Origin of the sequence: Rhodococcus sp. NPDC056960, assembly GCF_042674125.1 — a bacterium.
Lineage (GTDB): Bacteria > Actinomycetota > Actinomycetes > Mycobacteriales > Mycobacteriaceae > Rhodococcus_F.
Window position 1 is genome coordinate 562,258 of record NZ_JBHURF010000001.1, and the last position, 23,922, is coordinate 586,179.

Genomic DNA, 23,922 nt, shown 5'->3' on the forward strand with positions numbered 1-23,922 from the left:
AGCCACCGGCGCCGGCCGGGTTTTGCGCATACTGGTCGGGTGCCATCGACTGGTACACCTTGTCCGCCCCCAGGGGAGTTATCCGGGCGACACCGGCCGGAGCCTCCGCACGTAGGATGCCCAATCCCAGGTGGACAGGAATGCTTGCGCCGCTTCGTATCCGTTCCGGTGGAGAGCCTCGATGTCCTCCTGCTGCAGGTCGAAGTCGAGGACCCCCACTGCGGTGGAGTCCACCCTGATCGCCCGGACACTCACCCACGGCTGGTTGAGGTACGTCTGATCCCGGCCGACGAGCATGGTGCTGAGCACGCTCTCGAACAGGTGCGGTGGCCGGAGCAGGCGCAGAAGTTTGAGGTAGGGGATGACGTCGTCGTTCCCGGCCGGCAGGTTGGGCAGCACGGTGACCCCGAAGGTGGGCCGGCGCGGCACCTGTCCATCGGTCCGGTCCAGCGAATCGATCGGGAAGTTCGAGAGCAGCCCGCCGTCCACCAGCGTCGAGGTCATGCCGGCGGCACCGGTCAACGAGACAGGACGGAAGAAGAACGGGATCGCCATGGACGCCCGCACCGCATCGGCGACGGACTGGGTGTTGGGATCGAGGCCGTAGACCCGTTCGAAGTCCCAGGGCAATCGCACCAACTGCCCGGTCGTCACGTCGGTCACGGTGACCACCAGTCGGTACCGCTGGTTTGGTGGCAGGGTGTCGTCGCTGATCTGCAGGTCGTGGAAGGTCGAGACCCCGAGGCTTTCGAGGGTGTCCTGGAGCCACTGGTGGGCACGATCGCCTCGGTAGAGTCCGGTGCCGCGCAGCAGCGCCCACGACTGCCCGACGATCGGGATGCGCTCGAGCAGGCCCGGATCGAGAAACTCGCGATAGTTCAGATGGGTGAGCCTCTTCAGCTGCTCCCCGGTCACGGGCTTCCCGCCGGCGGTGGCGGCCGTTTGGTTATGGCCATGGAGTGTTCCGAGATGAACGCCGGACAGTCGTCGAAGGCTCGTTCGTGGTGCTCGAGCATCTGTGCAGCCAGGACGAGCCTTCGGATGCTGCTTCGCTAACTGGTGATGTTGGTCGGCGTCGGGTTGGGGTAGGACTGTCGAGGAGGCGCTTCGAGCCGCCCATATGATCGGTTCATGAGCATTGACCGGGCGCCGGGTTTCACCATGCGGCAGCTCGTCGCCTTCGTCGCGGTCGCGGAGACCGGCACGATCAGTGCGGCGGCCGGACGGTTGCTGGTATCGCAGTCCGCGGTGTCGCTTGCGGTTACGGAACTCGAGAAGGCGCTTTCGGCGCAGCTGTGCGTGCGTCGCCGCGCCCACGGGGTGCAGCTCACGTCGGCGGGGGAGTCGTTGCTGGCCCGGGCGCGGGCCTTGCTGCAGCAGGCGAGTGAGATCGAAAACGAGATGCTGGGAGCAGGTGGCGATCTTGCCGGCAGGCTCGCCATCGGCTGTTATGCGACAGTCGGCCCGACGATCCTGCCGCCGCTGTTGTCCGAGTTCACCGACTTACATCCGCGAGTGTCGCTTGCGTTCCGGGAGGCTATGGCCGACGAGCTGGCTGCGCGGCTCGAGGGTGGTGCGCTCGATGCGGTGATCACCTATGACCTGGAACTGCCGCCGACGCTGCGTACGGCGACGTTGATGACCCGTCGACCGGCGCTCGTCGTGCCAGCCGGGCATCGGCTCGCTGCACTGCCAGGCCCGGTGGAGCTCGCCGCGGTGAAGGATGAGCCGATGGTATTGCTCGATGCGCCACCGGCATCGACGCATGCGTTGCAGGTGTGCGCCCGTGCGGGGTTTACGCCGCGGATCGGGTACCGGTCGGCGAATTACGAGACGGTGCGGGCATATGTCGGACGGGGACTGGGGTGGACGATCATGCTGCACCAGCCGCAGCTCAATCGCACCTATGGGGGAATGAAGATCGTCCTTCTGCCGATCGATGACCCGGACCTGGATCCCGTCCGCCTGGTCATAGCTTGGCGGTCCGATGTGGTGCTCAGCCGGGTGGTGCGGGAATTCATATCTTTTGCAACGCACCGCGTCGCGCGTCTGTAGCGCCGGGCCGGGGGTGTGACCACGACATATGGTCGCACCGGACCTATTCTTGAGTTCTTCTCAAGATAAAGCACGCATTCCTGTTCTTTTCTGAGGTTGTGACTGCAGACATACTCGATTGCAACGCGCTGAAGAGGCGCTGACGGTCCGGCTTCACGCCGGTTTTCAGCCCACCCGGTCTCAGCCGCAACTACGTCGAGGAGCCTTCATATGTCATCCCCGGATGCCAACCACCCGCCGGTTCTGTTCCGGCCGGAACACGACGAGTTCGCGCAGTGGGTCCGCGAGTTCGCGGCACCGCACGCCGAGAGTTACCTCGTCCGCGCGCACAGCGAGGAGTTTCCGTGGGATCTCGCCGAGAAGATGGCGGCACAGGGTTTGCTCGGTCTCGGTGTGTCGGAAGAGAACGGTGGCCTGGGCCGTATCGGTGAGGTACTGACCAAGACCCACCTCGGCATCGCCCACGAGGAACTCGCCTACGCGAACTTCTACGCGAGCCAACTCGCCTACACGAACAATCTCACCGGCCCACTGCTGGAGAAGTTCCTCGCCCCCGAGGTCGCGGAGGAGTGGGTGCGCGGAATCGTCGAGGGCCGCCACGTGGTGGCACTCGGCCTGACCGAACCGGGCAGCGGGTCGGACGCGATGGCCATGCGCGCCAAAGCCGACAGGGTAGACGGCGGCTGGAAACTCAACGGTGAGAAGACCTCCATCACGTTCGCTCCGCACGCCAAGGCGATGATCACGTTCGTCAAAGCCCGCGGCGCCACGCCCGAAGAGTCCGGCGTCACGGCATTCCTCGTCCCCCTCGATGCACCCGGGGTGAGTATGCAAAAGTTCCCGGACGCCGGGTGGAAACCCCTCGGCCGCGCCGGGGTGTTCCTCGACGACGTCTTCGTCCCGGACGAATACGTCATCGGTGGTGTCGGCAACGGTTTCCGGCTGGTGATGAGCGAATTCGACTACACCCGTTCGGTCATCGGCCTGATGTCCACCGGCGTGGCACGCAAGGCCCTCGACCTCACGATCGAGTACGTCAAGAGCCGCAAGGCGTTCGGCAAGCCCGTCGCCTCGTTCCAGGGCGTATCGTTCCCGATCGCGGAGAACGCGACGAAGCTCGAGGCTGCCCGCTGGCTCACCTACCGCGCCCTCTCGCTTGCCGATGCCGGCAAACCGTTCACCAAGGAGGCCGCGATGACCAAACTGTACGCCACCGACGTCTCACTGCAGACCCTCCGCGACTGCGTAATCGCACACGGACACAGCGGATTCGCCGAAGAGCTTCCCCTACAGGCGATGCTGCGCGACGTTTCCGGACTCGAGATCGGCGAGGGCACCCCGCAGATCCAGAAAGTGGTCATCGCCCGCGCCCTGCTCGGGCGGGAGGCCACCTCGTGAGCGCCGTGAATCCGGGTCGCCGCGCCCTCGACGGTGTCCGTGTCGTCGACCTCACCCAGGCGCTCGCCGGGCCGTTCTGCACGTCGCTGCTTGCGGATCAGGGGGCAGACGTGGTCAAGGTGGAGCCGCCGCGCGGTGACTTCCTCCGCTACGCGGGGCCCTTCGCCTCTGCCGACGAGCCCCGCGACTACGGCGGAGTATTCCAGTCGGCCAACCGCAACAAGCGGTCGCTCGTGCTGGACCTGAAGAAACCCGAAGCCAGGGACGTGCTGCTGCGGCTGATCGACGACGCGGACGTCCTCGTCGAGAACTTCAGTGCCGGTGTCATGGAACGCTTCGGACTCGACTACGACACCCTGATCGCCCGGAACCCCCGCCTGGTGTACGCGTCGATCCGTGGCTTCGGTGACAAGGCTGGCGGCGTGAGCCCGTATCGGGACTGGCCGGCGTTCGACATCGTCGCGCAGGCGATGGGTGGGTTGATGTCCATCACCGGTGCCGATTCCGATCATCCTGTACGCGTGGGTTCCGGTGTCGGGGACACTGTTCCAGGCCTGTTCGCCGCGTTCGGGATCCTCGCCGCGCTGCGTGACGCCGAACGTACGGGCCAGGGGCAGTATGTCGACGTCGCGATGGCTGACGCGGTCCTGGCGATCTCCGAGGTTGTGGTCAACACCTACGGCCATACCGGTCAGGTTCCCGGGCCGATCGGCAACCAGTTGCAGGGCTTCGCGCCGTTCGACACCGTCCGCGCCAAGGACGGCGTCGTCGCGCTCGGCGCCCCGCACAACCCGCAATGGACCAAGCTCGCCGCCGTCATGGGACAGTCGGAACTCGTCGACGACCCCCGGTTCGCGACCGACCACGACCGGTGGATCAACCGTGACGCCGTCTACGAGGTGGTCAATGCCTGGACCGAGCGGCACACGGTCGCCGAACTGATCGAACTGCTCGGAGGCACGGTACCGCTGGGCCCGATCCTCGACGCCGCCGACATCTTCGCCGACCCGCATTTCCGAGCCCGGGACATGCTGCCAACGGTCACCCATCCCACCAGCGGCCGCACCGTCACAGTTCCCGGCATCGCGGCCAAGCTCTCCCACACTCCCGGCGCCATCGACCGCCGCGCCCCCCTCATCGGTGAGCACACCGTCGAGATCCTCCGCGAGTCCGGTCTCGACACCGCCGACCTCACCGTCCTGGTCGACGCCGGTGCCATCGTCATCCCTTCTTCTCAGGAGCCCGTTGCATGATCATCACCAAGATCGAACTGATCCCCGTCTCGACGCCACTGGTCAAACCGTTCCTGATGCCGGGAACCAGGATCACCCACATCCACTCGGTGCTCCTGAAGTTGCACACCGACGACGGCATCGTCGGCTACGGCGATTCCGGCGACACCTCCACCTGGTATCGCGGCGAAACACAGGAATCCATGGTGGCGATGATCGCGCATCACATCGCACCGGCGTTCCTGCTCGGCCAGGATCCACTCAACATCGAGAAAATCGTCGGCCAGATGGACACCTTCGTCCGCGACAACAACCAGGCCAAAGCCCTCGTCGACTTCGCGCTGCACGACCTCAAGGGCAAGGCCTTCGGGGTGCCGGTTTATCAGTTGCTCGGCGGGAAGAATGCCGACGCGTCGGTGCAGGGCTGGGTCGCGTCGGCCGGCCCCGTCGACCAGGTCGTCGCCGAGGCCGTACAGGCCCACGAGCGGGGATTTTGCCTCATCAAGCTCAAGTCCGACGGAAACGCCGACCACGATGTCGACAACGTCCGTGAGGTCCGCGCCGCACTCGGCGACTCCGCACGGATCGTGGTGGACGCGAACGGTTTCTGGAACTACGACCAAGCACTGAAGGCAATGCGCCGACTCGACCGGTACGGCATGGAGTGCATCGAGCAGCCGGTGCCGCATTGGGACATCGAGGGAATGGCCCGCCTGCGCACCCGGATCGACACCCCCATCTTCGCCGACGAGTCCGCGCAGGAACTGCACAACATCCGGGAGATCATCGAACGCCGCGCCGCCGACGGCCTGTTCATCAAGATGCAGAAGGCGGGTGGTCTGCTCAAGGCGCAACGCTGGCTGACCATGGCCCGCCTGGCCGATATGGCAGTCATGAGCGGCTGCATGATCGGCTCGGGCCTCGAGGCCAGCCCGTCGGCACACCTGATGATCGCCAACAACTGGGCGTCGCAGTTCACCCACGAGAACCTCGGCCCGCTGATCATCAACAACCAGTGGGAAAACGATCAACAAACGATCACCCAGGACATTGCCCGCAACGTGCCGATCTTCAAGGACGGCAAGCTCTACCCGAACGAGGGCCCGGGCTACGGCATCGAATTGAACCAGGAGTTCATCGACACGCACATCACCGCCGGCAAGCAGACAGTCACCATCGGCGACCTCGCGCGCGTGTGACCCCTCTGCCCGCCCCGGCTCGGTGTGCCGCGGGCCCCGCGTGTGTCGGCGGCACACCCCGAGAATGTTGTAGGAGAAGCTGACGATGACCGAGCACCGCACAGGACCCTTGGTGGGACTGAAGGTCGTGGAACTGGCCGGGCTGGGCCCGGCGCCGTTCGCCGCCATGTTCCTCGCCGACCAGGGCGCCGACGTCGTGCGAGTCGAACGCACCGGCGCCGGGTTCACCATGCCGATAGACCCATCGCTGGACACTCTCCAGCGCGGCAAGCGAATGATCCGCGCCGACCTCAAAGACCCCGCCGGATTGGACATGGTGCTCGACCTGATCGGTAAAGCCGATGTCCTCATCGAGGGCTACCGGCCCGGTGTGACGGAACGACTCGGTCTCGGGCCGGACGACTGCTGGCAGCGCAACCCCACGCTCGTCTACGGCCGCATGACCGGTTGGGGTCAGACCGGGCCGCTCGCACAGCGCGCCGGCCACGACCCCACCTACCAGGCACTGGTCGGATCACTGCACGCCATCGGCCGGGCCGGCGGACCACCGCAGCTGCCACTGAGCCTGGTCGGTGACTTCGGCGGCGGGGCGATGTATCTGGTAGCCGGGATCCTCGCCGCGTTGTGGGAGGCCAGCAGATCGGGCCGCGGCCAGGTTGTCGATGCCGCGATCGTCGACGGCGTCGCGCACCTCATGGCCAACCCGTATTCGATGCTCGCCGGTGGTGCCTGGAACGATGAACGGGGGACCAACCTCATCGACACCGGCGCCCCATTCGTCGACGTCTACTCGACCTCGGACGGCAAGCATGTGGCCGTCGCGGCGCTCGAGCCCCCCTTCTACACACACCTCTTGGCCGGTCTGGGACTGGACCGATCCGGCGACCTCCCGGACCAGTGGGACCGCCGACGCTGGCCGGAGCTGCGCGAGCGTTTCGCGGCCGAGTTCGCCACCCGCACCCGCGACGAGTGGACCTCGGTCTTCCGTGACACAGACGCCTGCGTCGCGCCGATACTGTCGATGACCGAGGCCCCTGCAGACGAGCACCTCGTCGCGCGTGGCACGTTCCTCGACCGCAACGGAGAGCCGGAACCTGCTCCGGCACCGAGGTTCTCGCGCACACCCGCAGGAGTCCCGTCGCCACCACCCGTTCCGGGACAGGACGACCGAGCCGAGATCCTGGCCTCGTGGGGTCTCGGCGGGATGCCCACATCCTCCCCGGCAACCGGCGTCACGGTCCTAAAGCCGCCGAATCAGTCTCCCCTGCGGTGACCCTTACCATTCCTGAGTAGAACCGTGGAATATCGCCGACTAATAGCGCTTTTCACGGCATTGTGATGTGCCCCATACTTCGTGGGTCCCATTCGAGCGATCTTCTGCGCCCGGAATGATCGCCCACTCCTGCCCGGCCGACGCCCACACCGGTTCCCTCGCCCGACAACGGCGGCGACCCGCCCGCGCGACCATCACTTCGCTTCCCCTCATCCCACGCCCCACACAAGGAGTTCTGATGGCACTTCTCGACGAATCCATCTGGCAAGGAAAGATCTTCGCCGGCGACTGGCTCCCCGGCGGGGCGGGAGAACTCAAGGTAGTCGAACCCGCCACCGGCGCCACTCTCGGCAGCGTCGGCCTCGCCGATATCGGTGACCTGGGTACCGCCGTCGACCGTGCTGTCGCCGCACAACGCGACTGGGCTGCGCGTCCGCACACCGAACGTGCCGCCGTCATGCGCCGCGCCGGAGATCTGTGGCAGCAGCACGCCGACGAGATCGAGCGGTGGATCATGCGCGAGTCCGGATCACTGCGTCCGAAGGCGCAACTCGAAACCCACGTGGCGGCACAGGAATGCTTCGAGGCGGCGGCCCTGCCCGGGCACGCGATCGGCGAAGTCCTGCCGAGCGAGGCACCGCGTCTGAGTATGTCCAGGCGAGTGCCGGTCGGCGTCGTCGGGGTCATTGCCCCGTTCAACTTCCCGCTCATCCTCGCCATCCGCTCCGTCGCACCCGCCCTTGCCCTCGGCAATGCTGTGGTGCTCAAACCGGATCCGCGCACCGCCGTCTGTGGCGGTGTCGCGCTCGCCCGCATCTTCGAGCAGGCCGGCCTACCCGCAGGTGTGTTGTCCGTATTGCCTGCGGGCGCCGACGTCGGGGCCGCCCTGGTCGACGACCCGCGGGTGCCGGTCATCTCCTTCACCGGCTCCACCCCGGCCGGCCGGGCCGTCGGTGCCGCCGCCTCCCGCAACCTCAAGAAGGTGCATCTCGAGCTCGGCGGCAACTCCGCGATCATCGTCCTCGACGACGCCGACCTCGACGCCACCGTGTCGGCCGGGGCCGCCGGGTCCTTCCTGCACCAAGGTCAGGTGTGCATGACCACCGGCCGGCACATCGTGCACGAATCCGTCTACGACATGTACGTCGCCAAGCTGGCCGCGAAGGCCGAAACCCTCCCCGTCGGTGATCCGGTCACCGAACAGGTCGCACTCGGCCCGATCATCGACCAGGCCCAGCTCGCGAAGATCCACGCGCTCGTCACCACCTCCGTCGACGCCGGCGCGCGCCTCGTAACGGGCGGCACCTTCGAGCAACTGTTCTACCGGCCCACCGTTCTCGCCGACGTCCCCACCCACGCCCCCGCGTACACCCAGGAGGTGTTCGGCCCCGTCGCCCCCGTCGTGAAGTTCTCCACGCTCGACGAGGCCGTGGCGCTGGCCACGGACACCGAGTACGGCCTGTCGCTGGGAATCTTCACCCGCGACATCGGCAAGGGCCTCGACCTCGCCGACCGCATCCCGACCGGCATCGCCCACATCAACGATCAGACCGTCGGCGACGAGGCGAACATCCCCTTCGGCGGCCTCGGTTCCTCCGGCAACGGTGCCCGCTTCGGCGGCCCCGCCAACAGCATCGAAGCCTTCACCGAGTCCCGCTGGATCACCGTCAGCCGCGACGTACCCGCCTACCCCTTCTGAGCCCCCGTCGGCAACCGGCCTAACATCGTCTTCTTGCACAGTAAGGACCCACCATGACCCTGGCAGACCCAGGACGCGACCTCGACGCCGCGCCCGCGCAGCGGCAGAGGGACATTCGTCGTGTCGTTCTCTCGAGCTACCTCGGAAGCACCGTCGAGTTCTACGACTTCATCCTCTACGCCACCGCCTCCTCATTGGTCTTCGGCCCCGTATTCTTCGCCGATCTCAACCCCGGCGTGGCGCTCATCGCCTCCTACGCAACGTTTGCAATCGGCTACATCTCCCGCCCGCTCGGGGGGATCGTGTTCGGACACTTCGGCGACCGAGTCGGCCGCAAGAAGATGCTCATGTGGTCTATGTCGATCATGGGTATCGCGTCCTTCCTGATCGGACTCGTCCCCGCCATCCCCACCTGGGGTGCGGTAATGCTGATCGTCCTGCGCGCGGTCCAGGGCATCGCGATCGGCGGAGAGTGGGGTGGCGCCGCCCTGATGTCGCTCGAACACGTCAAGGGCCGCAACCGCGGATTCGCCGCCGCATTCACCAACGCCGGCGGCCCGACCGGCGCCGTGCTCGGCACCATTGCGCTCTCCCTGGTCGCGCTCATGCCCGAGGACGACTTCCTCGGCTGGGGTTGGCGCATCCCGTTCCTGTTCTCGGCGATCCTCCTCGCTGTCGGTCTGTTCGTGAGGGCTCGCATTGCCGAGAGCCCGGTCTTCGAAGAGGCCCTGCACGCGGCCAAGGAGAGGACATCACAGACGAAGGAATCCATTCCGCTGGTCACGATCTTGCGTGCACCGCGCACCCTGATCCTGGCCGGTCTGGTATGCACCGCTCCGTTCGTCATCCAGGCCCTGTTCTCGACATTCGTGATCACCTACGCCGCGGAGAACGGTGTCACTCGGTCGCAGGGTCTCACCGCGTTCGCGATCTGCCAATTCTTCGCCATCTTCGGCATCCTCGGCGCGGCCAAACTCTCAGACCAATTCGGTCGCAAGCCGATCATGCTGACCGGCTTCGTCGGCATGGTCGTGCTGGCATGGCCACTGTTTCAGCTCGCGTCGTCCGGCAATTTCCTGCTCGTCGTGCTTGCCTTCCTGATCGCATGCTCAGTGCTGCAATCGCTTACGTTCGGACCGATGCCGGCATTCCTCGCCGAACAGTTCGGCACCCGAGCCCGCTACACCGGCGCGTCCCTCGGCTACCAGATCGGCAGTCTGCTCGGTGCCGGATTTACCCCGGTCATCGTCGCCTCTCTGTTCGCCGGGTCTGGCACGATCACCAGTGTCATCGTTTATCTCGTCGCCCTGTGCGCCATGAGCACCGTGATCCTCACTCTGTTCGTCAGCGAGAGCAAGCACGTTGACCTGAGCGCGTGACGACACTGTGGCCACCGCACGCCGGGCACCCGATCGGGGTGCCCGGCCCACCACCGCTACGGGAACACCTGCGGCCTCACGGTGGCCGTGATCGATGCGCCACGCGGCCGCGGTGAGGGCGGTGGTCAGATAGGCGTAGTCGGTGAGTGCGATCGGGGTGCCGTGTTTACAGCAGGGTGTCGCGGATCATTCCGCCGCCGAGGCCGGATAGGACGGCGAGAACGGCGAACCCGACGGGGTCCAGTTTCTCGTGGCGGGGCGATGACGCCGCCCGGTACCGCGTTGGCGGACACCCTCGTCAGATCCGCCGCGCGGAAGGCGTCGGTCACCGTTACGGCAATCGCCACTCGCATCAGCTCCCGCGGGGCTCGTCGACCCGGCTGCTGGATTCGCCACCGAATGCGATTGGTCCACGTGGGCCCGCCTCCGGCGTAGAAGGCAGTCGGTCTGCCGCGGCCCGCGTCGCTGCTTGTGACTGGGCGTCGGATGTGAAGAAGGGATCGTTGTGCTCCCGGCGCCGAGGTGGCGCGGTAGTGACGAGAATCACGCATCGGTGAGACTTCGAGCGTGATTCGACGGGCGAGCCGACACAGCCGACGAGCGGCACACCGCTCGCGACGAACGGTCGCGGGCCACCGACGTCGGCGCGTTCCGCCTATGACCTGGTGGACATCGACCATCGTCGGGCTGTCCGCATCACATCCCGCACTCCTACACTGGCCGCCGTGAGCCTCCAGATCAGTACCCCCGCGTCGCCGCCGCAGTCGAGCCGGATTCGAAACTCGGTATTCCGGCAGAAGGTGACCGGGGCAGACGATGCGGTGAAGGCCATCGCTCACGGTGACACCGTCGCGGTCAGCGGCTTCGCCAGTGCGGGCACACCGAAGGCGATCATCCCGGCACTGGTCGGCCGAATTCACGCTGCCCGCGCCGCCGGCTCGAACTTCACCATCGACCTACTGACCGGGGCGTCCGTCTCGACCGAGACCGAGCGAATGCTCGCCGAGGTCGACGGAATCGCGCTACGGATGCCCTACCAAGCGGAATCCACGGCTCGGCAGAAGATCAACGCGGGGCGAATGGACTACGTCGACATACACCTGTCGCACGTGGCGCAGCAGGTATGGGAGGGCTACTACGGCCCGGTGAACGTCGCCGTCGTCGAGGTCGCCGGCATCACCGAGACCGGCGAACTGATTCCGTCCGCATCCGTCGGAAACAACAAGACCTGGCTCGATGTAGCGGAAAAAGTCATTCTCGAAGTCAACTCCTGGGTCCCGGAGGCGATGGACGGCATCCACGACATCTACTACGGCACGGCACTGCCCCCGCACCGCCGGCCGATCGAGCTCACCGACGTCGAGGACCGGATCGGTCAGCCCCACTACCGGGTGGACCCGGGGAAGGTCGTCGCGGTCGTGGAGACGAATGCGCCCGACAGCGCCAGCCCGCTGACGGCCCCCGACTCGGTCAGCGAGGCGATCGCGGCCCACGTGCTGGACTTCTTCGACCACGAGGTCCGGCGTGGACGCCTCCCGGAGAACACGTTGCTGCCGCTGCAGGCCGGCATCGGCAACGTCGCCAACGCCGTCCTCGGTGGTCTCGACCGTGGCCCGTACCGCGGATTGACCTGCTATTCCGAGGTGATCCAGGACGGCATGCTGCACCTGATCAAACACGGCACCGTGCGGTTCGCATCGGCCACCGCGCTGGCGCTCTCGGAGGCCGGGATCGCCGAGCTGACGTCCAACATCGACTTCTACCGCGAACACATCCGGCTGCGCCCGCAGGAGATCAGCAACCACCCCGAGGTGGTACGCCGGCTGGGGATCATCGCGATGAACGGGATGCTGGAGGCCGACATCTACGGAAACGTCAATTCGACGCACGTCATGGGAACCAAGATCATGAACGGCATCGGCGGTTCCGGGGACTTCGCGCGCAACGGCTACCTGTCGATGTTCCTCAGCCCGTCCACCGCCAAGAATGGTGCGATCTCTTCGATCGTTCCCATGACCCCGCACGTCGATCACACCGAGCACGATACCCAGGTGGTGGTGACCGAGCAGGGTCTCGCCGACTTGCGGGGGCTCTCGCCACGTCGCCGGTCCCGGGTGATCATCGAGCGCTGCGCGCACCCCGAATTCCGGCCGTTGCTCACGGACTACGTCGAGCGGACGCAGGCCGCGCCGGGTTCCGCCGGCCACACCCCGCATCTGCTCGGGGAAGCGTTCTCGTTCCATCAGCGGTACCTCGCGACCGGCACCATGCGAGCCTCCTAGGAAATGCGGGTTCCTACCGCGGGTGAGGGCAGGTGCGGGTGACTCGGCGGGATTTCAACGCACGCTCGGCATCACGACGCATCGGTGGCCGCCCCGGCGACCGCATCGCCGGCCGACCCGTGACGTTGTCATCCACGCCTTCAGGACGCCCCATCCGCACCTCGCTGATCGAGGTGGTGCGTCCACCGGCTGAACCCGGGCCATGCGCGTCAGCAGCTTTCGCGAATGTCCTTCGCGTACATGGTATGTGGCAAAGTCGTGGACGTGTGGACGGAGCAATGGATGAGTCGGCGGCGGGAATTGCGGGGCCGCCGCTCTCGGAACCGTGTGTGAGAGTCGTTCGTCAGATGGCTCCCGCTGTCGAACCGTAGGCAGTGCGCCGCCCTTCCGGCACGAACATCCGGAGATTGACCGAAGCGATCTATGCCAGTTCCCGGCGGGCTCGACTTATGTATCGGCGAAACCTAGACCGCTCCTTCGTATTTCAGGTCTAACGATGTGGTGGGAGACGGCATGTCCACAACGTCGCGCGCGGATCTTACGACGAGATGTGGGCATGCCTGAAAAAATCTTGTCGCGTAAATCGCCTGCCGTATCGCGTGGTCGAACTGCAGGGACGGCGCGAACTCCGCCCAGGAATCGGTCCGGAACCGGATGATCGAGGGATGGCGCTTCTCCCATTTCTCGCTCAACTCGGCGACCAGGTCAAGCGCGGCGTGCTCCGACGGGGCGGTGCAGACCGGTGTGAGGTCTTTGGGCGATCTCGGCCCGGTCGTTGCGAGAGTCGTAGGCACGGGTGTTGCGGAGAAGGAGAAGGTGTACCACGCAGGTTTGGACGATGGTCTGCAGCCACATCCGCACGATCGAGTCGGGCAGATGCTTGACGGAATAGTGCACGATGATCAGAACATATTGCGCATCAGGGTTTTTCAGCGCGTACCCGACCTGCCCGGCCTCGGTCAACACGGTCTTGGCTCGCCTGCCGTTGCGGGAGTTCGCCGCTGGCCCTCCGGTTGCTCTTGCCGTATCCGAGGTGGTCGTCCATCTCGGATACGAGCGCGGACTCCACAACCGGTTTGGTCAGTTTTCGCCAACAACCCACGTCGCCGGTGTGCGCCGATCAGTGATGGTTGCGGCCACCACGATGCTGCGAACGGTGTTTTCGTCGACGAATGCATGCACGGCCAGTCGGCTGAGAACTGCACACCCCGCCGGGTCGCATGTGTGCTAGCGGCTTCGCCGCGCTCCGAACCCCGGGGTCAACCGACGGTCAGCTGGACTCGCCACCTCGGTGCTCGGTCTGCGCGCGGGCACCTCCGTTGACTGGAAGCAGGATCTTGCTGGCTTTCGACGAGAACGGGAAGGTGGGGCATGCGCTCTCGGATGCGCTGATGCGTGTCCGCGATGGCCTTCTGTCGCACTTTTCCGTGCCTGTCCTGCGGTGTCGCTCTTGCGCACCGGACTCGGGTAGCTCCAGTGCGCCCAGGACGGATCCTGCACCGCCCATTCCTGAAGATCCCGATAGAAGGAGCGGACACACGTCAGCGTGGCCACATAATCGCTGTGCGAGCGGGCGCCGCCCTTCTTCGTGAACCCGTCACGAAGGCGACGTTTCCGTGCACCGGCCACCTCCTCTGGTAGATGCAGAGTGCCGGCTGCGGGGTGGTGGTGTTCGATGTCGGACCAGAACGCGCCCACGAGCCGACCGACGAGGCTGGTGAGGGTGCTGTAGTCCAGACTCGGCCGGCGCTCGTCCAGATGCCGAACCAGGGCCTCCCGCACGACCTGTTCTTGATGGCGTAGGCGTCGACGAGCAGGTTCTTGTCGGTCTCGATGGCGATCGGGGTGTCCTCGGGTGTACCTCCGTTCTCCGCAATCAGGCCGAGGAGTTCGTTGAATCCGCAAGCGCCGGTGTCGATCCGGGCTCGGTCAATGATCCGGCCCGTCTCGTCGGCGAGCGCAATATCGTGGTGGATTTCGGCCCAGTCGATTCCGCAGGTGATGCCCATCTGCTGCCCTTCCTTGTCGGCGTTCCCCGTCGGCGAGCTTGGGGGTGGTGCGGCAACCTAATGGACAGCGCTCGGAGGCGCGGCATCTCACAAGCCGATCACGTACCCCGGCGACTGGCAGGGTCACCGTCTACGTTCAGACCTCACACGCAGTCCGTGTCATCAACAGCAGTGATCAACCTGTCAGCAGCTCACCGCTTCAGACTGCACCCGGATCGGTAAAATCTCAGGGACCTCCTGCCAGTCGCTTTTTCGTGTCGGAACGGGATCCGACTCTCCCATTAGGTGAAGTCTGCGACCCACCACTGGTCCGGACGCTGCGGTGCGTCCCAGTTCCGCTCGATCAGATCGGGGTGCCGCGGTGCCCGATCGTCTCGCTTCGTGGTGATCGTGCGGTGTGTGCCGCGCACGGCTCCGGCGATCCCGCAGATTCGCGTCAGGCGGGCCACTTGATCGCGGCCCATGTCGTGACCAGCGCGTTTCATCGCGTGCCACATCTTGCGGACACCGTAGACCCGCTTGTTGGCCACGTAGACCGTGTGGCCGGGGCGATGCTGACGCCGTGCTCGGTGAGCACGGCGCAGATCGGGTCGACCGAAGAATCGGGAACGGTAGTCGACGATCACCGCAGTCGGCGTGGGGGCACCTCCCGCTTGCGGGGGACGGCCTCCGCCGCCGCGAAAAACGCACTCGCGGTTTTCAATATCTCATTGGCCCTGCGTAATTCGGATACTTCCCGGCGAAGCCGAGCGAGTTCCTCTGACGCGTCCGGTTCTGGAGACGCAGCCCCGGGCGGGGCCGCTTCGTCCCGCTCGATCCAGTTCCGCAGCGTCGCCGGCGCGATGCCGAGCAACTCACCGACGTGGCGACAGGCGGCGATCTTCGGGCCGCCGTGCTCGTCGAGCCGGTCCCGATACATCCGGACGGCCCGTTCCTGGGTCTCGGCGTCGTATTTCTTCGGTGCAGGCATGACCAACATTCTCCTTGTTGGATCAACAGCCTCCACTCGATCCAGGACGGTTCATATGGGGCCATGACCCAGATGGGCGCCGATCCCCGGAAGCGAGACTGACCGTGGTGCATGGCGCGAGATCGTGGTCCGGCGTGGCCGTACCCGGGATCGACGTTCTGCGGTTGAATGGGCGGTATGGTCGTCCGCGGTGGAGCAGCTGTGGCAGGCATTGTCCGAGAACGAGTTGGCGTTGGTGTGTGTCCGGGGCCCGCAGTGCGAGTGGGCGGATCTGATTGCCTTCGGGGATAACGCGTCTGGGGAGCTGACCTGGTTGGCCCGGAAGGCCAGTCAGGAGTAGGGGGAGGAGCCCACCGCGTGTTCTGGGTTCGCTTCCGTATCGGGCAGTGATGTTGGCTGACGAAATGCCCGGAAATTGAGGCAGATTGCAGTGGCCACTGTGAGTCAGTCGTTCGGGTGCAGGAGGGTCAGCGCCAGCCGTGGGCACAGCCGCACCGCGTCGCGGGCGTCGGGTTGCAGTTGCGCGGGGATGCCGGGTTCGGGTGTGTGGTTTCGGGGGAGTGGGTAGCCCCAGTCGTCGCGGTCGAGCACGCTCGGGAGCAGTTCGGTGCACAGTCCGCGCCCGTCACAGCGGGTCCAATCGATATGCAGGCGCAATGCCGGTCGGCGCGAGCTGGTCATCGCGGGTTCACCAGGTTCCGGGGCTCTCGCTCGAGGTAGGCGGCTTCGCAGGTCCCGCGCAGGTGCAGTTCGACGTCGTGGCTGAAGGTGGACATGGTGGAGCGCAGGAAGCGGGCTGTTCCGTCGGGATGTTTGCATGCGCCGCGGCCCTCGACCAGCGCGGCCAACCGCGTGATCTCGCCGACGCTGTCCGGCCGGGGCTGCCGGTAGGCGAGGTCGGTGAGGATGTTCGCGAGTGCGGGTAGCCCGTTGAGGCAGGGCCCGCATTGGCGGGCGCTCTGGGCCGCCAGATAGGTGACGATGTCGGCGGATCGGCGAAGGCCGCATTCGTCCCTCGTGAGAATCTGGACGACCCCAGCGCCGGGGGCAGAACCTAACGGGGACAACGACATGCGTGAGAAATCCGCATGCGCCGCGTCCGTCGCGGAGATCCAGGTGCCGTGGTACCCGCCGAGCAGCAGTGCCCGCACGTCGGCGGGGCCGATGCTGGTGTGGTCATCCAGCAACCGGGCCAGGGCCATCCCGGTCGGGACCTCGACCACACTGGGCGCTGCGGCGCAAGAGAGGGTCACCAGCATGGTCCCGGGTTCGGACTGATCGCCCACCCCGCGGAACCAGTTCGGGCCGTAGCGAGCGATCAGCGCCACGTGGGCAAGGGTTTCCACGTTGTGTACCAGTGTGGGCCGGCCGCGTAGTCCGGACCGGGTGAGGCTGATGGGGTGGTCCCGCGGGATCGCGGGGCGGCCCTCGATCGCGTTGACGACAGCGGATTTCTCGCCGGCGAGGAACGTGTCGGGAGCCTCGGTGAGCTGCACCGGCAGCCGGTCCCAGCCGACGGCGCGCCGTTCGGCGACGGCTCGGCGCACTGCCGGCATGACGTCGGCCGACGTGTAGAGGTGGGCCTCGCGGGCTCCGACGGCTGCGGCGGTCAACGCGAGACCGTCGAGCACGAGGTGCGGTGCGTGCTCGAGCAGCACAGCGTCCTTGCTGCTGGCGGGTTCACCTTCAGCGCCGTTGGCTATCACCACGGGCCGGCGGCCGGCTACGGCACCCATCTTGCTGCCGGTCGGGAACCCGGCCCCGCCGCGGCCGCACAGGCCGGACTCGACGAGTTGGCCGATCAGCTCGTGTGGCCGGGGCAGTGGTCCGAACCGGGCCGCGTGGCGGGGCAGATCGGGGCCGTCGGCGGCCAGTAGCCTGCGGTCCCCAGGCGGGGTCGGTGCGTCGCGGTCGCCGGTGCCCGAACTTGCGGACAAGCGCATGTGGTCAGTCGAGGTGGTCATCGGATCCTTTCGGCCCGTACTTGGTCGTACTCCACGAACTCCCTGCGTAAACGCCACGCCACGCCGCCGGTGACGGTGCACGTGCACAGGGCGGCGACGACGAGTAGCCATGGCTGCCCGGAGTCGGTGCCGTTCCCGAGGCCGTGGATCAAAGCGATCGGCCACAGCCCATAGGTGGCCCAGTGCACGAGCCGGAAGGACCGGGGACCGAGCCGGTGGCGGAGCAGGCTGGTCGCGACGATCGCGGCCAGCAGGTCGACTGCGAGGGTGCCCAACCCGAGCCAGAACGGTCGGTAGGCGCCCAGGAACGGCACTACGAAGTCGACGAGCCGCAACTGGGCGTGCGGATCGGCGAGCAGGGTCAGCAGGTGAATGCCGACCAGCGCGGTTCCGAGCAGGGCGGCGGTGCGGTGTAGCTCGGAGACCCCGAACCGCGGCCACGGGCCGAGCGGGCGCCCGGAGCGGGTCACGATGCCGGTGGCGACTGCGACCGTGAGCAACACCAGCGCGGTGATCCCGGCTCCGCGGCCGAGCGCCCACAGCGCTTGATCCATCTCGGCGGGGGCCATCAGTCGGCCCTGCGCGGGTCGTCGGGCCAGCCGCCGATCGTGCGCACCCGTCCGCTGCTGTCGACCAATCGGGCGGGAAGGCCCAGCCGGGCGAGCCAGTCGACGGCCGCGTGGCCGCGGACGAGCGATGCCGTGGTGAGGGTGTTCGCGGCCAGGCACGAGCTGGTGGCGACGCTGACCGTGCGCCAGATCGGGTCTGCGGGGCGTCCGGATCGTGGATCTAGCACGTGATGAACCTGTCTGCCCGCGTGGATCCACCGCCGTTGCAGGGTGCTCGAGGTCGCCAACGCTGCACCGGCAGGCAGCGACACGCGACAGGCGGGTTCGCCGGGGCCGTCCTGGACCAGTAACTGCCACCCGCCGGCAGGTGCCGGCCCCGCGGTGGCGATATCCCCGCCGAGGCTGACCAGCACCCCGCAGCCCAGATTCTGGGTCACCAGCCGGGCGCACTGGTCGGCGGCGGCAGCCTTGGCGGTGGCACCGAGATCGAGCTGCACACCATCCGGAACGGTGACCGTCCGGTCCTGCAAGGTCACCATCGACCATTCGGCCGGACGGACGAGTACCGCCCGGACCGGGGTGTTCATGTTGTCGATCAGGGCGAAGTCACGGTCGTAGCCAAGATCCACGAGCGCGGCGCCGATGGTCGGATCCACGTCCCCGTCCGTGCGATCGGCGGCGGTCAATGCGTCCCGCAACAGGTCGGCGAGCAGCACGCTGACTTCGGTCGGCTGGCCGCGTCGTCTGGCGAGCAGGGTGAGCTCGGAATCGGTGCGAAAGCGGCTGCAGGCGAGTTCGACCGCCGCGAGATGGTCGGCGACCAGCACCCGCGCCTGTGCCAGCCGCTCCGCATCGGTGACCACCAGCCGCGCCTGGGTTCCCCACAGCCGCCACACCGCCGCGGCCACGCCCCCGTCGTCGCACTCGTAGCTCTCTTCCAACTCGACGATGCCGTCCATCACGACCCGCTCGAGGAGGCGTGATGGTGACCGGATCCGGTCGACAGCCGTGGCGCGGTACCGAATACCCCACTCTCCGAGCCCGTGGCGCCGGTCCCGGAATCGGGGCCAGCAGTCGAGGACGAGGCGCCGGGCCGATCGGAGCCGCCGGTACCGGGCGCGGTCATCACCGACCCGGTCGTCGCGGTAGTGCCGGCTGTCGGTGAGGTATGGGTGTCGGCGAACGCCATCGCTGCTCCGCCGATCGTGCCCGCCACGCTCAATGCCACCAGTGCCTTCGTCGCGACGCGGACGTTGCGGCGACCCTGCTGCGGTGATGCCATAGCCCGACCCTTTCGACCGTCCCGATTTCGTCGTAGCCCACACGTCGTGCAAATGAGCCCGTGGTATTCATGGTGCCGACCGTTTCTCGGAGAATTCTCAGAACGACGGTGGCAGGCTCGGGCCATGACAGATATCCACCCGCCGGCCGAGGTGTTGCTCGTCGAGGACGATCGCCAGCTCGCAGCCATGCTGACGGCGCTGCTGGCCGAGGAGGGGTACCGGGTCGAGGTGGCGGGTGACGGGCAGATTGGACTGCATCTCGGTCTGACTCGACACTTCGATGCGCTGATCATCGATCGAGGCCTACCGGTGCTCGAGGGACTGGACTTGCTGCGGGCACTGCGGTCGAAAGGGGTGGGCACCCCGACGCTGGTGCTCACCGCCCGCGGCGCGGTATCCGACCGGGTGGCCGGTCTCGACGCGGGAGCCGAGGACTATCTGGTCAAACCGTTCGAGATCCCGGAATTGCTAGCCCGGATCAGGGCGCTGCTACGTCGGCACACCGACATCGCACGCTCGCTCCCGGTCGGCGATCGTCGACTGTTTCTGGCGAGCCGGACCGTCGTCGACACCGCCGGAGCTCGCGAGGAGGTGGAGCTGTCCGAGCGTGAATGCGCGCTGCTCGCGCTGCTGGCCGCCGCCCCGGACCAGGTGTTCACCCGACCGCAGCTGCTCGAGCGGGTCTTCGACCGCGCGGACACCGTCGGTATCGTCGACACCTACGTGTACTACCTCCGGCGCAAACTCGGCCGCGAGGTCATCCGCACGGTGCACGGTGTCGGCTACCGGTTGGGTGCACCATGAGATTCCGCCGCGGCAGCACCTCCGCGGGACCGGCCGCCGACCAAGTGTTGCTGCGGCGCACCGGCCGCGTCGCCGCGCTGCAGGCCGCACTCGCACTCGCAGTGGTGTTGATGCTGATCGGCGCGGTCGCATTCCTGTTCGACATCCACGTGCAGAACAAAGAAATCAGCGGGCAACTGTCCGCCGTGGTCGCCAGCGCCGACGACGTCACCGATGCACCGCCGGGCACGGCGCTGGCGATCCGCGCGCCGTCGGGAAACGTCGCTGTCAGCGACCACGCCCCCGCTGCAACCGAACGCCTGCTCGACGCGCCCCCCGGATATTCCGACGTCCGCGACGGAGGGTCCGAATACCGGGCGCTGGTCGCCGACCGTGACGGCACCCGCGTCGTCGCGCTGCTCGACCTGACCCCGTGGCAGACCGGACGCCAGCGGTTGCTGATTGCGTTGGCCGCGGCCGAGATTGCCGGCGTGATCGGCGCCACCGTGGTCGTGGTGATGCTCTCCAAGCGGGCAATCCGCCCCCTCGCCACGGCCCTGTCGCTGCAACGCCGTTTCGTCGCCGACGCCTCCCACGAGTTGCGGGCACCGCTGACTCTGCTCCACACCCGCGCCCAACTCGCGGCCCGGCGGGCCGACCAGCAAGGCGTCGACGAAAAGCTGCGTGAGCACCTACACGGCCTTGTCGCCGACACCCGAACCCTCGGCGAGGTTGTCGAGGACCTGCTGCTGGTGGCGTCACTCGAGTCCGGTATCGGTGTCCCGGGCCAGGAGCGGGTCGACCCGATCGCCCTGTGCGAGGACGTACGCGCCGGCGCCGCCGCGTACGCCGAGAGCCTCGGGATCGGACTCGACATCGAGGCTCCTCTCCGCGAGAACGCCGCAATAATTGGTTCCCGATCTGCGCTGCGGCGCGCGCTGATTGCCCTGATCGACAATGCTCTCGCCCACGAGAAACCCGGAGGCCGTGTGCTCCTACGCGTCCACCAGGACACCAAGTCGGTGTCGGTGTCCGTCACGGACACCGGTGTCGGGCTCGACCCCCACACCACCGAACAGTTGTTCACCCGGTTCGCGCACGGCGACGGCCACACCGCCGGGGTGCGCCACTACGGGATCGGGCTGGCCCTGGTCCGGGAGATCGTCACCGCTCACCGCGGCCACATCACCGTCGGTGGCGCCCCCGGCCGCGGCGCCACCTTCACCCTCACATTCCCTGCAGCACCCGCATAGCGATACCGGTGTCAATCGTCGCGATCTCGGCGAGCAGGCGGTGGGGTCCACGTGAACGGTGATGTGGTGGAGGCTCTCTCGGCAGTGAAGGCCAGGATGCGGTTATCGCGGCGGCACCCGGCCCCGTTGTGATCATGCACGTCAACCCGTCCGGCGGGTGCGCGGCCGCCGAGGCCTAGCGGCTGCTACGCCATAACTGCGTTTCGGAAGGTGGCCGGCGACACGCCGCAACGGCCGAACCGGAACCGCTCGGCCACCCACTCGACCGAATCGACATCGTCTACCAGCATCTGCATGAGGTTCAAACTCATGGTCCCCTGAACACCCAACGCTCCGGACTCACTGTGCCGCAACCACTCCTGACATCTGGGTATCAGGAACCTCCGTTTCATCGTGCACTGATCCGGCGGTAGCCGTAAGCCGATCCGCTTGCGGACCACCTACCAGCATTTAGCGCGGGGGGCGTTGAGGCGGGTATTGCATTGGCGGGGGTGGCCGGTTGGCACCGGCGCGGCGGACCGCGGTGGCGATCAGAGTGGCGATGCCTGCGATGACCAGCACGATGCCCGTGCCGATAGCCAACAGCAGGTAGGCGAATTGGCCGGCTGTGACGTACTCACCGATGCCGTAGCGAACATCGGAGGGGGCCCCGGAACAGTTGATCGTGTAGACGCCGCCGTCTTTGACGGTGAAGGAAAACGCCGGTCGCCACTGGGTAACGGGGATGTTGAAGTGGGACCGGCTCAGGTGCGGCGTGTCCTCCCGTGTGGGGAACGGTTTATCGGCGCGCACAACGGTGCACTTGATATTGCTGTCGGACGTCGTGTTGGTGTACATCGTGTTCGTGTAGATAGTTTTCGATCCACCGGCGGCCACGTGCACCACCGTGGCTTGGTCGTTCCCGAAGCTGTGGTCGTCGGTCGGGGCCCTGCCAGTCAGTTGAACCGCAAAGACGACGGAAGCGGCGATGGCGACGAGCACGCCGATCGCGGTGAGCGCCGCGCCGACTGCGTATCCAAAACTGCGCGGGCGCTGTTCAGGTGACATGGCGTTCGCTCCTTCCCCCCGGAATGTTATTCGAGCTATTCACGTCATGGGGCCTTAACGGCCGACCGCCCACGGCCAAGTCGCCATACGTCCCGCAGGTCGAACCGCTGCCGGAACGCCACGGCGCCGGATATTCGCGGTCATCCCTGTCCACGCCAGGGCGGGTTGCCGGGGGCTCACGGAAACGATCCGGCAACTGCTTGACAACGCTCGTACCGAACGGATGAAGAGGGTCGGGGCGGTTGCGTGGCAGCGGATCTCGCAGATCACCACCTCCGGATGGCCGGGCGGGCTGTTCGGTCGTCGCGACGCCCTGATCCTGACCTTGGTGGCCGGCGGGCTGGGATTCGAGGACGTCGCCGGACTGCGCCGCACCAACGTCACCCTGGGAACGAGGCGCTGATCGTGCGGGTAGGGGAGCGGTGGATCCGCACTTCCGACGGCGACGGCCAGGTGTGCGTGATGGCGGTGGATGGGCGGTAGCGGAGGTGCTCGGTTTCCTCGACCGCTACCCGAGTACTTGGCCGCTCGCTGGGGGTCTCGACCACGACGGCGCGACTCTCCTCCTTCATCGACGGCTTGGCCCAGCCGGTCCTGGGCTGGGGTCGGGTAGTCGGCGCACGCACGAATCCAGAACGGAGGCGCTCGCACCTTCGGCTGTCCGGTACGACATCGGTTTTTTACCTTTTACGACAGTGGGTAGCGGTCTGGTCCCGCAGCCACGCGACCTGCAGCGTCCAGAGCGCGGTCGGTGAGATGGTGGGGAGAAATCTGTGCGGCTCCGGTGGCATCTGGGACGGGAAGTCAGCAGACCCTTCATCGTCGAGATCGAACACGGCGAGAGCCCATGTGCACGCCGGACCGGGTGTGTATGCGATCAACGATCTCTCAATTCGGGCCGGCGCGGCATCGGGCCACGCGTAAATCGTTGCCTTACACGCCACTACATCCGCCCCGGAGTTGAACCGACCGGGACGGACGTGGTGAAGCGCGCACGGTATCAGCAGTACCAGTACGTGGTCGTATAGCCGTCGTCATACCAGCAGACGTAGACGTCGTCGGCGTGGCGCGGCGTGCCGGCCGATGCTGCGTTTGCCGCTCCGACACCTCCGATGATGGACAGGCCGATAATCGAAAGCAGCATCGACGAGCGGACGAGATGACGGATGCGGTGGATGAACATGGCGGACACTCCTGATGAACGGGCTGGATTGACAATGCAAGATTCCGCCCCGCCCCTTGCCGAACCCTTATCAAGTTCTTATGCGGCGGATGTGTCTGCAGACGGGCCGGCGACCCTCGGGTGCGCCCGGGGGTTGCCGGCAACCAAGAACAGGGGACCAGGATCATCAGGCGTCGGACCCCAGCCTGGTCCTGCCGGTGTCCATCAACGGTCCGCACGGGCGCCGTCACGCGGCCGTTCTTGTTCGGGCAGCGCGGTGCTCACCGCCGCGAACTGCACGTGATTGGGGATTTCCCCGTTCCGTGGCCCGGGATGCTTTGCCCCGGCGTTCAAGAATTCGCCAA

General features: G+C 66.7%; 22 protein-coding genes and 1 pseudogene. 11 read left to right on the forward strand and 12 right to left on the reverse strand.

The features are described from left to right. Nucleotides 1–78 precede the first annotated feature (78 nt). A complete protein-coding gene (locus tag ACFTWF_RS02715) occupies nt 79–915 on the reverse strand; it encodes a patatin-like phospholipase family protein (protein WP_378459719.1) in 837 nt (278 codons plus the stop codon). A 216-nt stretch (nt 916–1,131) separates the two neighbouring features. Here ACFTWF_RS02715 and ACFTWF_RS02720 point away from each other — a divergent pair, with 216 nt between their 5' ends. The 7 genes from ACFTWF_RS02720 to ACFTWF_RS02750 all read left to right on the forward strand — a co-directional run bounded on the left by ACFTWF_RS02720 (nt 1,132) and on the right by ACFTWF_RS02750 (nt 10,235). Further along, the gene (locus ACFTWF_RS02720; protein WP_378459720.1) at nt 1,132–2,055 is read left to right on the forward strand and encodes a LysR substrate-binding domain-containing protein; all 924 of its coding nucleotides are present in this window, start codon (nt 1,132–1,134) and stop codon (nt 2,053–2,055) included. 210 nt (nt 2,056–2,265) lie between these two features. Continuing rightward, complete coding sequence (locus ACFTWF_RS02725) at nt 2,266–3,453, forward strand: acyl-CoA dehydrogenase family protein (protein WP_378459721.1); 1,188 nt, start codon at nt 2,266–2,268, stop codon at nt 3,451–3,453. Then, nucleotides 3,450–4,706, forward strand: coding sequence for a CaiB/BaiF CoA transferase family protein (locus ACFTWF_RS02730; RefSeq protein ID WP_378459722.1), 1,257 nt, complete (start codon nt 3,450–3,452; stop codon nt 4,704–4,706). Before ACFTWF_RS02725 ends, ACFTWF_RS02730 begins: the two co-directional genes overlap by 4 nt. Beyond that, nucleotides 4,703–5,884 (forward strand): mandelate racemase/muconate lactonizing enzyme family protein, encoded by a 1,182-nt coding sequence (locus tag ACFTWF_RS02735; RefSeq protein WP_378459723.1) that lies wholly within the window; start codon nt 4,703–4,705, stop codon nt 5,882–5,884. Before ACFTWF_RS02730 ends, ACFTWF_RS02735 begins: the two co-directional genes overlap by 4 nt. An 85-nt stretch (nt 5,885–5,969) precedes the next feature. Next, nucleotides 5,970–7,157: a CaiB/BaiF CoA transferase family protein gene (locus ACFTWF_RS02740; RefSeq protein ID WP_378459724.1), complete on the forward strand. Its 1,188-nt coding sequence runs from the start codon at nt 5,970–5,972 to the stop codon at nt 7,155–7,157. A 238-nt stretch (nt 7,158–7,395) separates the two neighbouring features. Continuing rightward, nucleotides 7,396–8,856: a benzaldehyde dehydrogenase gene (locus ACFTWF_RS02745; protein WP_378459725.1), complete on the forward strand. Its 1,461-nt coding sequence runs from the start codon at nt 7,396–7,398 to the stop codon at nt 8,854–8,856. A gap of 53 nt (nt 8,857–8,909) precedes the next feature. Further along, nucleotides 8,910–10,235, forward strand: a complete 1,326-nt coding sequence (locus ACFTWF_RS02750) for an MFS transporter (protein WP_378459726.1) — start codon at nt 8,910–8,912, stop codon at nt 10,233–10,235. Nucleotides 10,236–10,401: 166 nt separating this feature from the next. Here the strand turns inward: ACFTWF_RS02750 and ACFTWF_RS02755 are convergent, their stop codons facing one another. Further along, a complete protein-coding gene (locus ACFTWF_RS02755) occupies nt 10,402–10,479 on the reverse strand; it encodes a TRIC cation channel family protein (RefSeq protein ID WP_378459791.1) in 78 nt (25 codons plus the stop codon). A gap of 481 nt (nt 10,480–10,960) precedes the next feature. Between ACFTWF_RS02755 and ACFTWF_RS02760 the strand changes: the two genes are divergently transcribed. Next, nucleotides 10,961–12,517, forward strand: a complete 1,557-nt coding sequence (locus ACFTWF_RS02760) for an acetyl-CoA hydrolase/transferase family protein (RefSeq protein WP_378459727.1) — start codon at nt 10,961–10,963, stop codon at nt 12,515–12,517. A gap of 705 nt (nt 12,518–13,222) precedes the next feature. Here ACFTWF_RS02760 and ACFTWF_RS02765 read toward each other — a convergent pair. The 8 genes and pseudogenes from ACFTWF_RS02765 to ACFTWF_RS02800 form a co-directional block, all read right to left on the reverse strand. Further along, a complete protein-coding gene (locus ACFTWF_RS02765) occupies nt 13,223–13,483 on the reverse strand; it encodes a transposase (protein WP_378459728.1) in 261 nt (86 codons plus the stop codon). A gap of 575 nt (nt 13,484–14,058) precedes the next feature. Next, nucleotides 14,059–14,526, reverse strand: a complete 468-nt coding sequence (locus tag ACFTWF_RS02770; RefSeq protein WP_378459729.1) for a hypothetical protein — start codon at nt 14,524–14,526, stop codon at nt 14,059–14,061. A 284-nt stretch (nt 14,527–14,810) separates the two neighbouring features. Then, nucleotides 14,811–15,496 (reverse strand): annotated as a pseudogene (locus tag ACFTWF_RS02775) (IS3 family transposase); the annotation flags it as partial. 444 nt (nt 15,497–15,940) lie between these two features. Further along, a complete protein-coding gene (locus tag ACFTWF_RS02780; protein ID WP_378459730.1) occupies nt 15,941–16,177 on the reverse strand; it encodes a ferredoxin in 237 nt (78 codons plus the stop codon). Beyond that, a complete protein-coding gene (locus ACFTWF_RS02785) occupies nt 16,174–17,460 on the reverse strand; it encodes an NADH-ubiquinone oxidoreductase-F iron-sulfur binding region domain-containing protein (protein WP_378459731.1) in 1,287 nt (428 codons plus the stop codon). The genes ACFTWF_RS02780 and ACFTWF_RS02785 overlap by 4 nt, the downstream gene beginning before the upstream one ends. Then, nucleotides 17,457–18,029 carry a ferric reductase-like transmembrane domain-containing protein gene (locus ACFTWF_RS02790; protein WP_378459732.1) on the reverse strand — a complete coding sequence of 191 codons (573 nt, stop codon included), beginning with the start codon at nt 18,027–18,029 and terminating at the stop codon, nt 17,457–17,459. Before ACFTWF_RS02790 ends, ACFTWF_RS02785 begins: the two co-directional genes overlap by 4 nt. Beyond that, complete coding sequence (locus tag ACFTWF_RS02795) at nt 18,029–18,988, reverse strand: FAD:protein FMN transferase (RefSeq protein WP_378459792.1); 960 nt, start codon at nt 18,986–18,988, stop codon at nt 18,029–18,031. The genes ACFTWF_RS02790 and ACFTWF_RS02795 overlap by 1 nt, the downstream gene beginning before the upstream one ends. Further along, nucleotides 18,988–19,311, reverse strand: a complete 324-nt coding sequence (locus ACFTWF_RS02800) for a hypothetical protein (RefSeq protein ID WP_378459733.1) — start codon at nt 19,309–19,311, stop codon at nt 18,988–18,990. The genes ACFTWF_RS02795 and ACFTWF_RS02800 overlap by 1 nt, the downstream gene beginning before the upstream one ends. Before the next feature lie 124 nt (nt 19,312–19,435). Between ACFTWF_RS02800 and ACFTWF_RS02805 the strand changes: the two genes are divergently transcribed. Both ACFTWF_RS02805 and ACFTWF_RS02810 read left to right on the forward strand, forming a co-directional pair. Then, nucleotides 19,436–20,116: a response regulator transcription factor gene (locus ACFTWF_RS02805; protein WP_378459734.1), complete on the forward strand. Its 681-nt coding sequence runs from the start codon at nt 19,436–19,438 to the stop codon at nt 20,114–20,116. Then, nucleotides 20,113–21,348: a sensor histidine kinase gene (locus tag ACFTWF_RS02810; protein WP_378459735.1), complete on the forward strand. Its 1,236-nt coding sequence runs from the start codon at nt 20,113–20,115 to the stop codon at nt 21,346–21,348. Before ACFTWF_RS02805 ends, ACFTWF_RS02810 begins: the two co-directional genes overlap by 4 nt. Nucleotides 21,349–21,798: 450 nt before the next feature. On the opposite strand, the gene ACFTWF_RS02815 is transcribed toward ACFTWF_RS02810, so the two are convergent. Then, nucleotides 21,799–22,395 carry a hypothetical protein gene (locus ACFTWF_RS02815; RefSeq protein WP_378459736.1) on the reverse strand — a complete coding sequence of 199 codons (597 nt, stop codon included), beginning with the start codon at nt 22,393–22,395 and terminating at the stop codon, nt 21,799–21,801. Nucleotides 22,396–22,618: 223 nt separating this feature from the next. Between ACFTWF_RS02815 and ACFTWF_RS02820 the strand changes: the two genes are divergently transcribed. Beyond that, entirely contained in the window at nt 22,619–22,798 is a 180-nt protein-coding gene (locus tag ACFTWF_RS02820; protein WP_378459737.1) for a hypothetical protein, read from the forward strand. Nucleotides 22,799–23,395: 597 nt separating this feature from the next. On the opposite strand, the gene ACFTWF_RS02825 is transcribed toward ACFTWF_RS02820, so the two are convergent. Next, nucleotides 23,396–23,578, reverse strand: a complete 183-nt coding sequence (locus ACFTWF_RS02825) for a hypothetical protein (protein WP_378459738.1) — start codon at nt 23,576–23,578, stop codon at nt 23,396–23,398. Nucleotides 23,579–23,922 lie beyond the last annotated feature (344 nt).

Coding starts and splice junctions, on each gene's coding strand:
- ACFTWF_RS02810 (WP_378459735.1), top strand. CDS start 20,113: ATGAGATTCCGCCGCGGCAGCACCTCCGCGGGACCGGCCGCCGACCAA.
- ACFTWF_RS02815 (WP_378459736.1), bottom strand. CDS start 22,395: ATGTCACCTGAACAGCGCCCGCGCAGTTTTGGATACGCAGTCGGCGCG.
- ACFTWF_RS02800 (WP_378459733.1), bottom strand. CDS start 19,311: ATGGCATCACCGCAGCAGGGTCGCCGCAACGTCCGCGTCGCGACGAAG.
- ACFTWF_RS02820 (WP_378459737.1), top strand. CDS start 22,619: ATGAAGAGGGTCGGGGCGGTTGCGTGGCAGCGGATCTCGCAGATCACC.
- ACFTWF_RS02770 (WP_378459729.1), bottom strand. CDS start 14,526: ATGGGCATCACCTGCGGAATCGACTGGGCCGAAATCCACCACGATATT.
- ACFTWF_RS02750 (WP_378459726.1), top strand. CDS start 8,910: ATGACCCTGGCAGACCCAGGACGCGACCTCGACGCCGCGCCCGCGCAG.
- ACFTWF_RS02795 (WP_378459792.1), bottom strand. CDS start 18,988: ATGGACGGCATCGTCGAGTTGGAAGAGAGCTACGAGTGCGACGACGGG.
- ACFTWF_RS02740 (WP_378459724.1), top strand. CDS start 5,970: ATGACCGAGCACCGCACAGGACCCTTGGTGGGACTGAAGGTCGTGGAA.
- ACFTWF_RS02745 (WP_378459725.1), top strand. CDS start 7,396: ATGGCACTTCTCGACGAATCCATCTGGCAAGGAAAGATCTTCGCCGGC.
- ACFTWF_RS02825 (WP_378459738.1), bottom strand. CDS start 23,578: ATGTTCATCCACCGCATCCGTCATCTCGTCCGCTCGTCGATGCTGCTT.
- ACFTWF_RS02780 (WP_378459730.1), bottom strand. CDS start 16,177: ATGACCAGCTCGCGCCGACCGGCATTGCGCCTGCATATCGATTGGACC.
- ACFTWF_RS02785 (WP_378459731.1), bottom strand. CDS start 17,460: ATGACCACCTCGACTGACCACATGCGCTTGTCCGCAAGTTCGGGCACC.
- ACFTWF_RS02790 (WP_378459732.1), bottom strand. CDS start 18,029: ATGGCCCCCGCCGAGATGGATCAAGCGCTGTGGGCGCTCGGCCGCGGA.
- ACFTWF_RS02720 (WP_378459720.1), top strand. CDS start 1,132: ATGAGCATTGACCGGGCGCCGGGTTTCACCATGCGGCAGCTCGTCGCC.
- ACFTWF_RS02725 (WP_378459721.1), top strand. CDS start 2,266: ATGTCATCCCCGGATGCCAACCACCCGCCGGTTCTGTTCCGGCCGGAA.
- ACFTWF_RS02735 (WP_378459723.1), top strand. CDS start 4,703: ATGATCATCACCAAGATCGAACTGATCCCCGTCTCGACGCCACTGGTC.
- ACFTWF_RS02805 (WP_378459734.1), top strand. CDS start 19,436: ATGACAGATATCCACCCGCCGGCCGAGGTGTTGCTCGTCGAGGACGAT.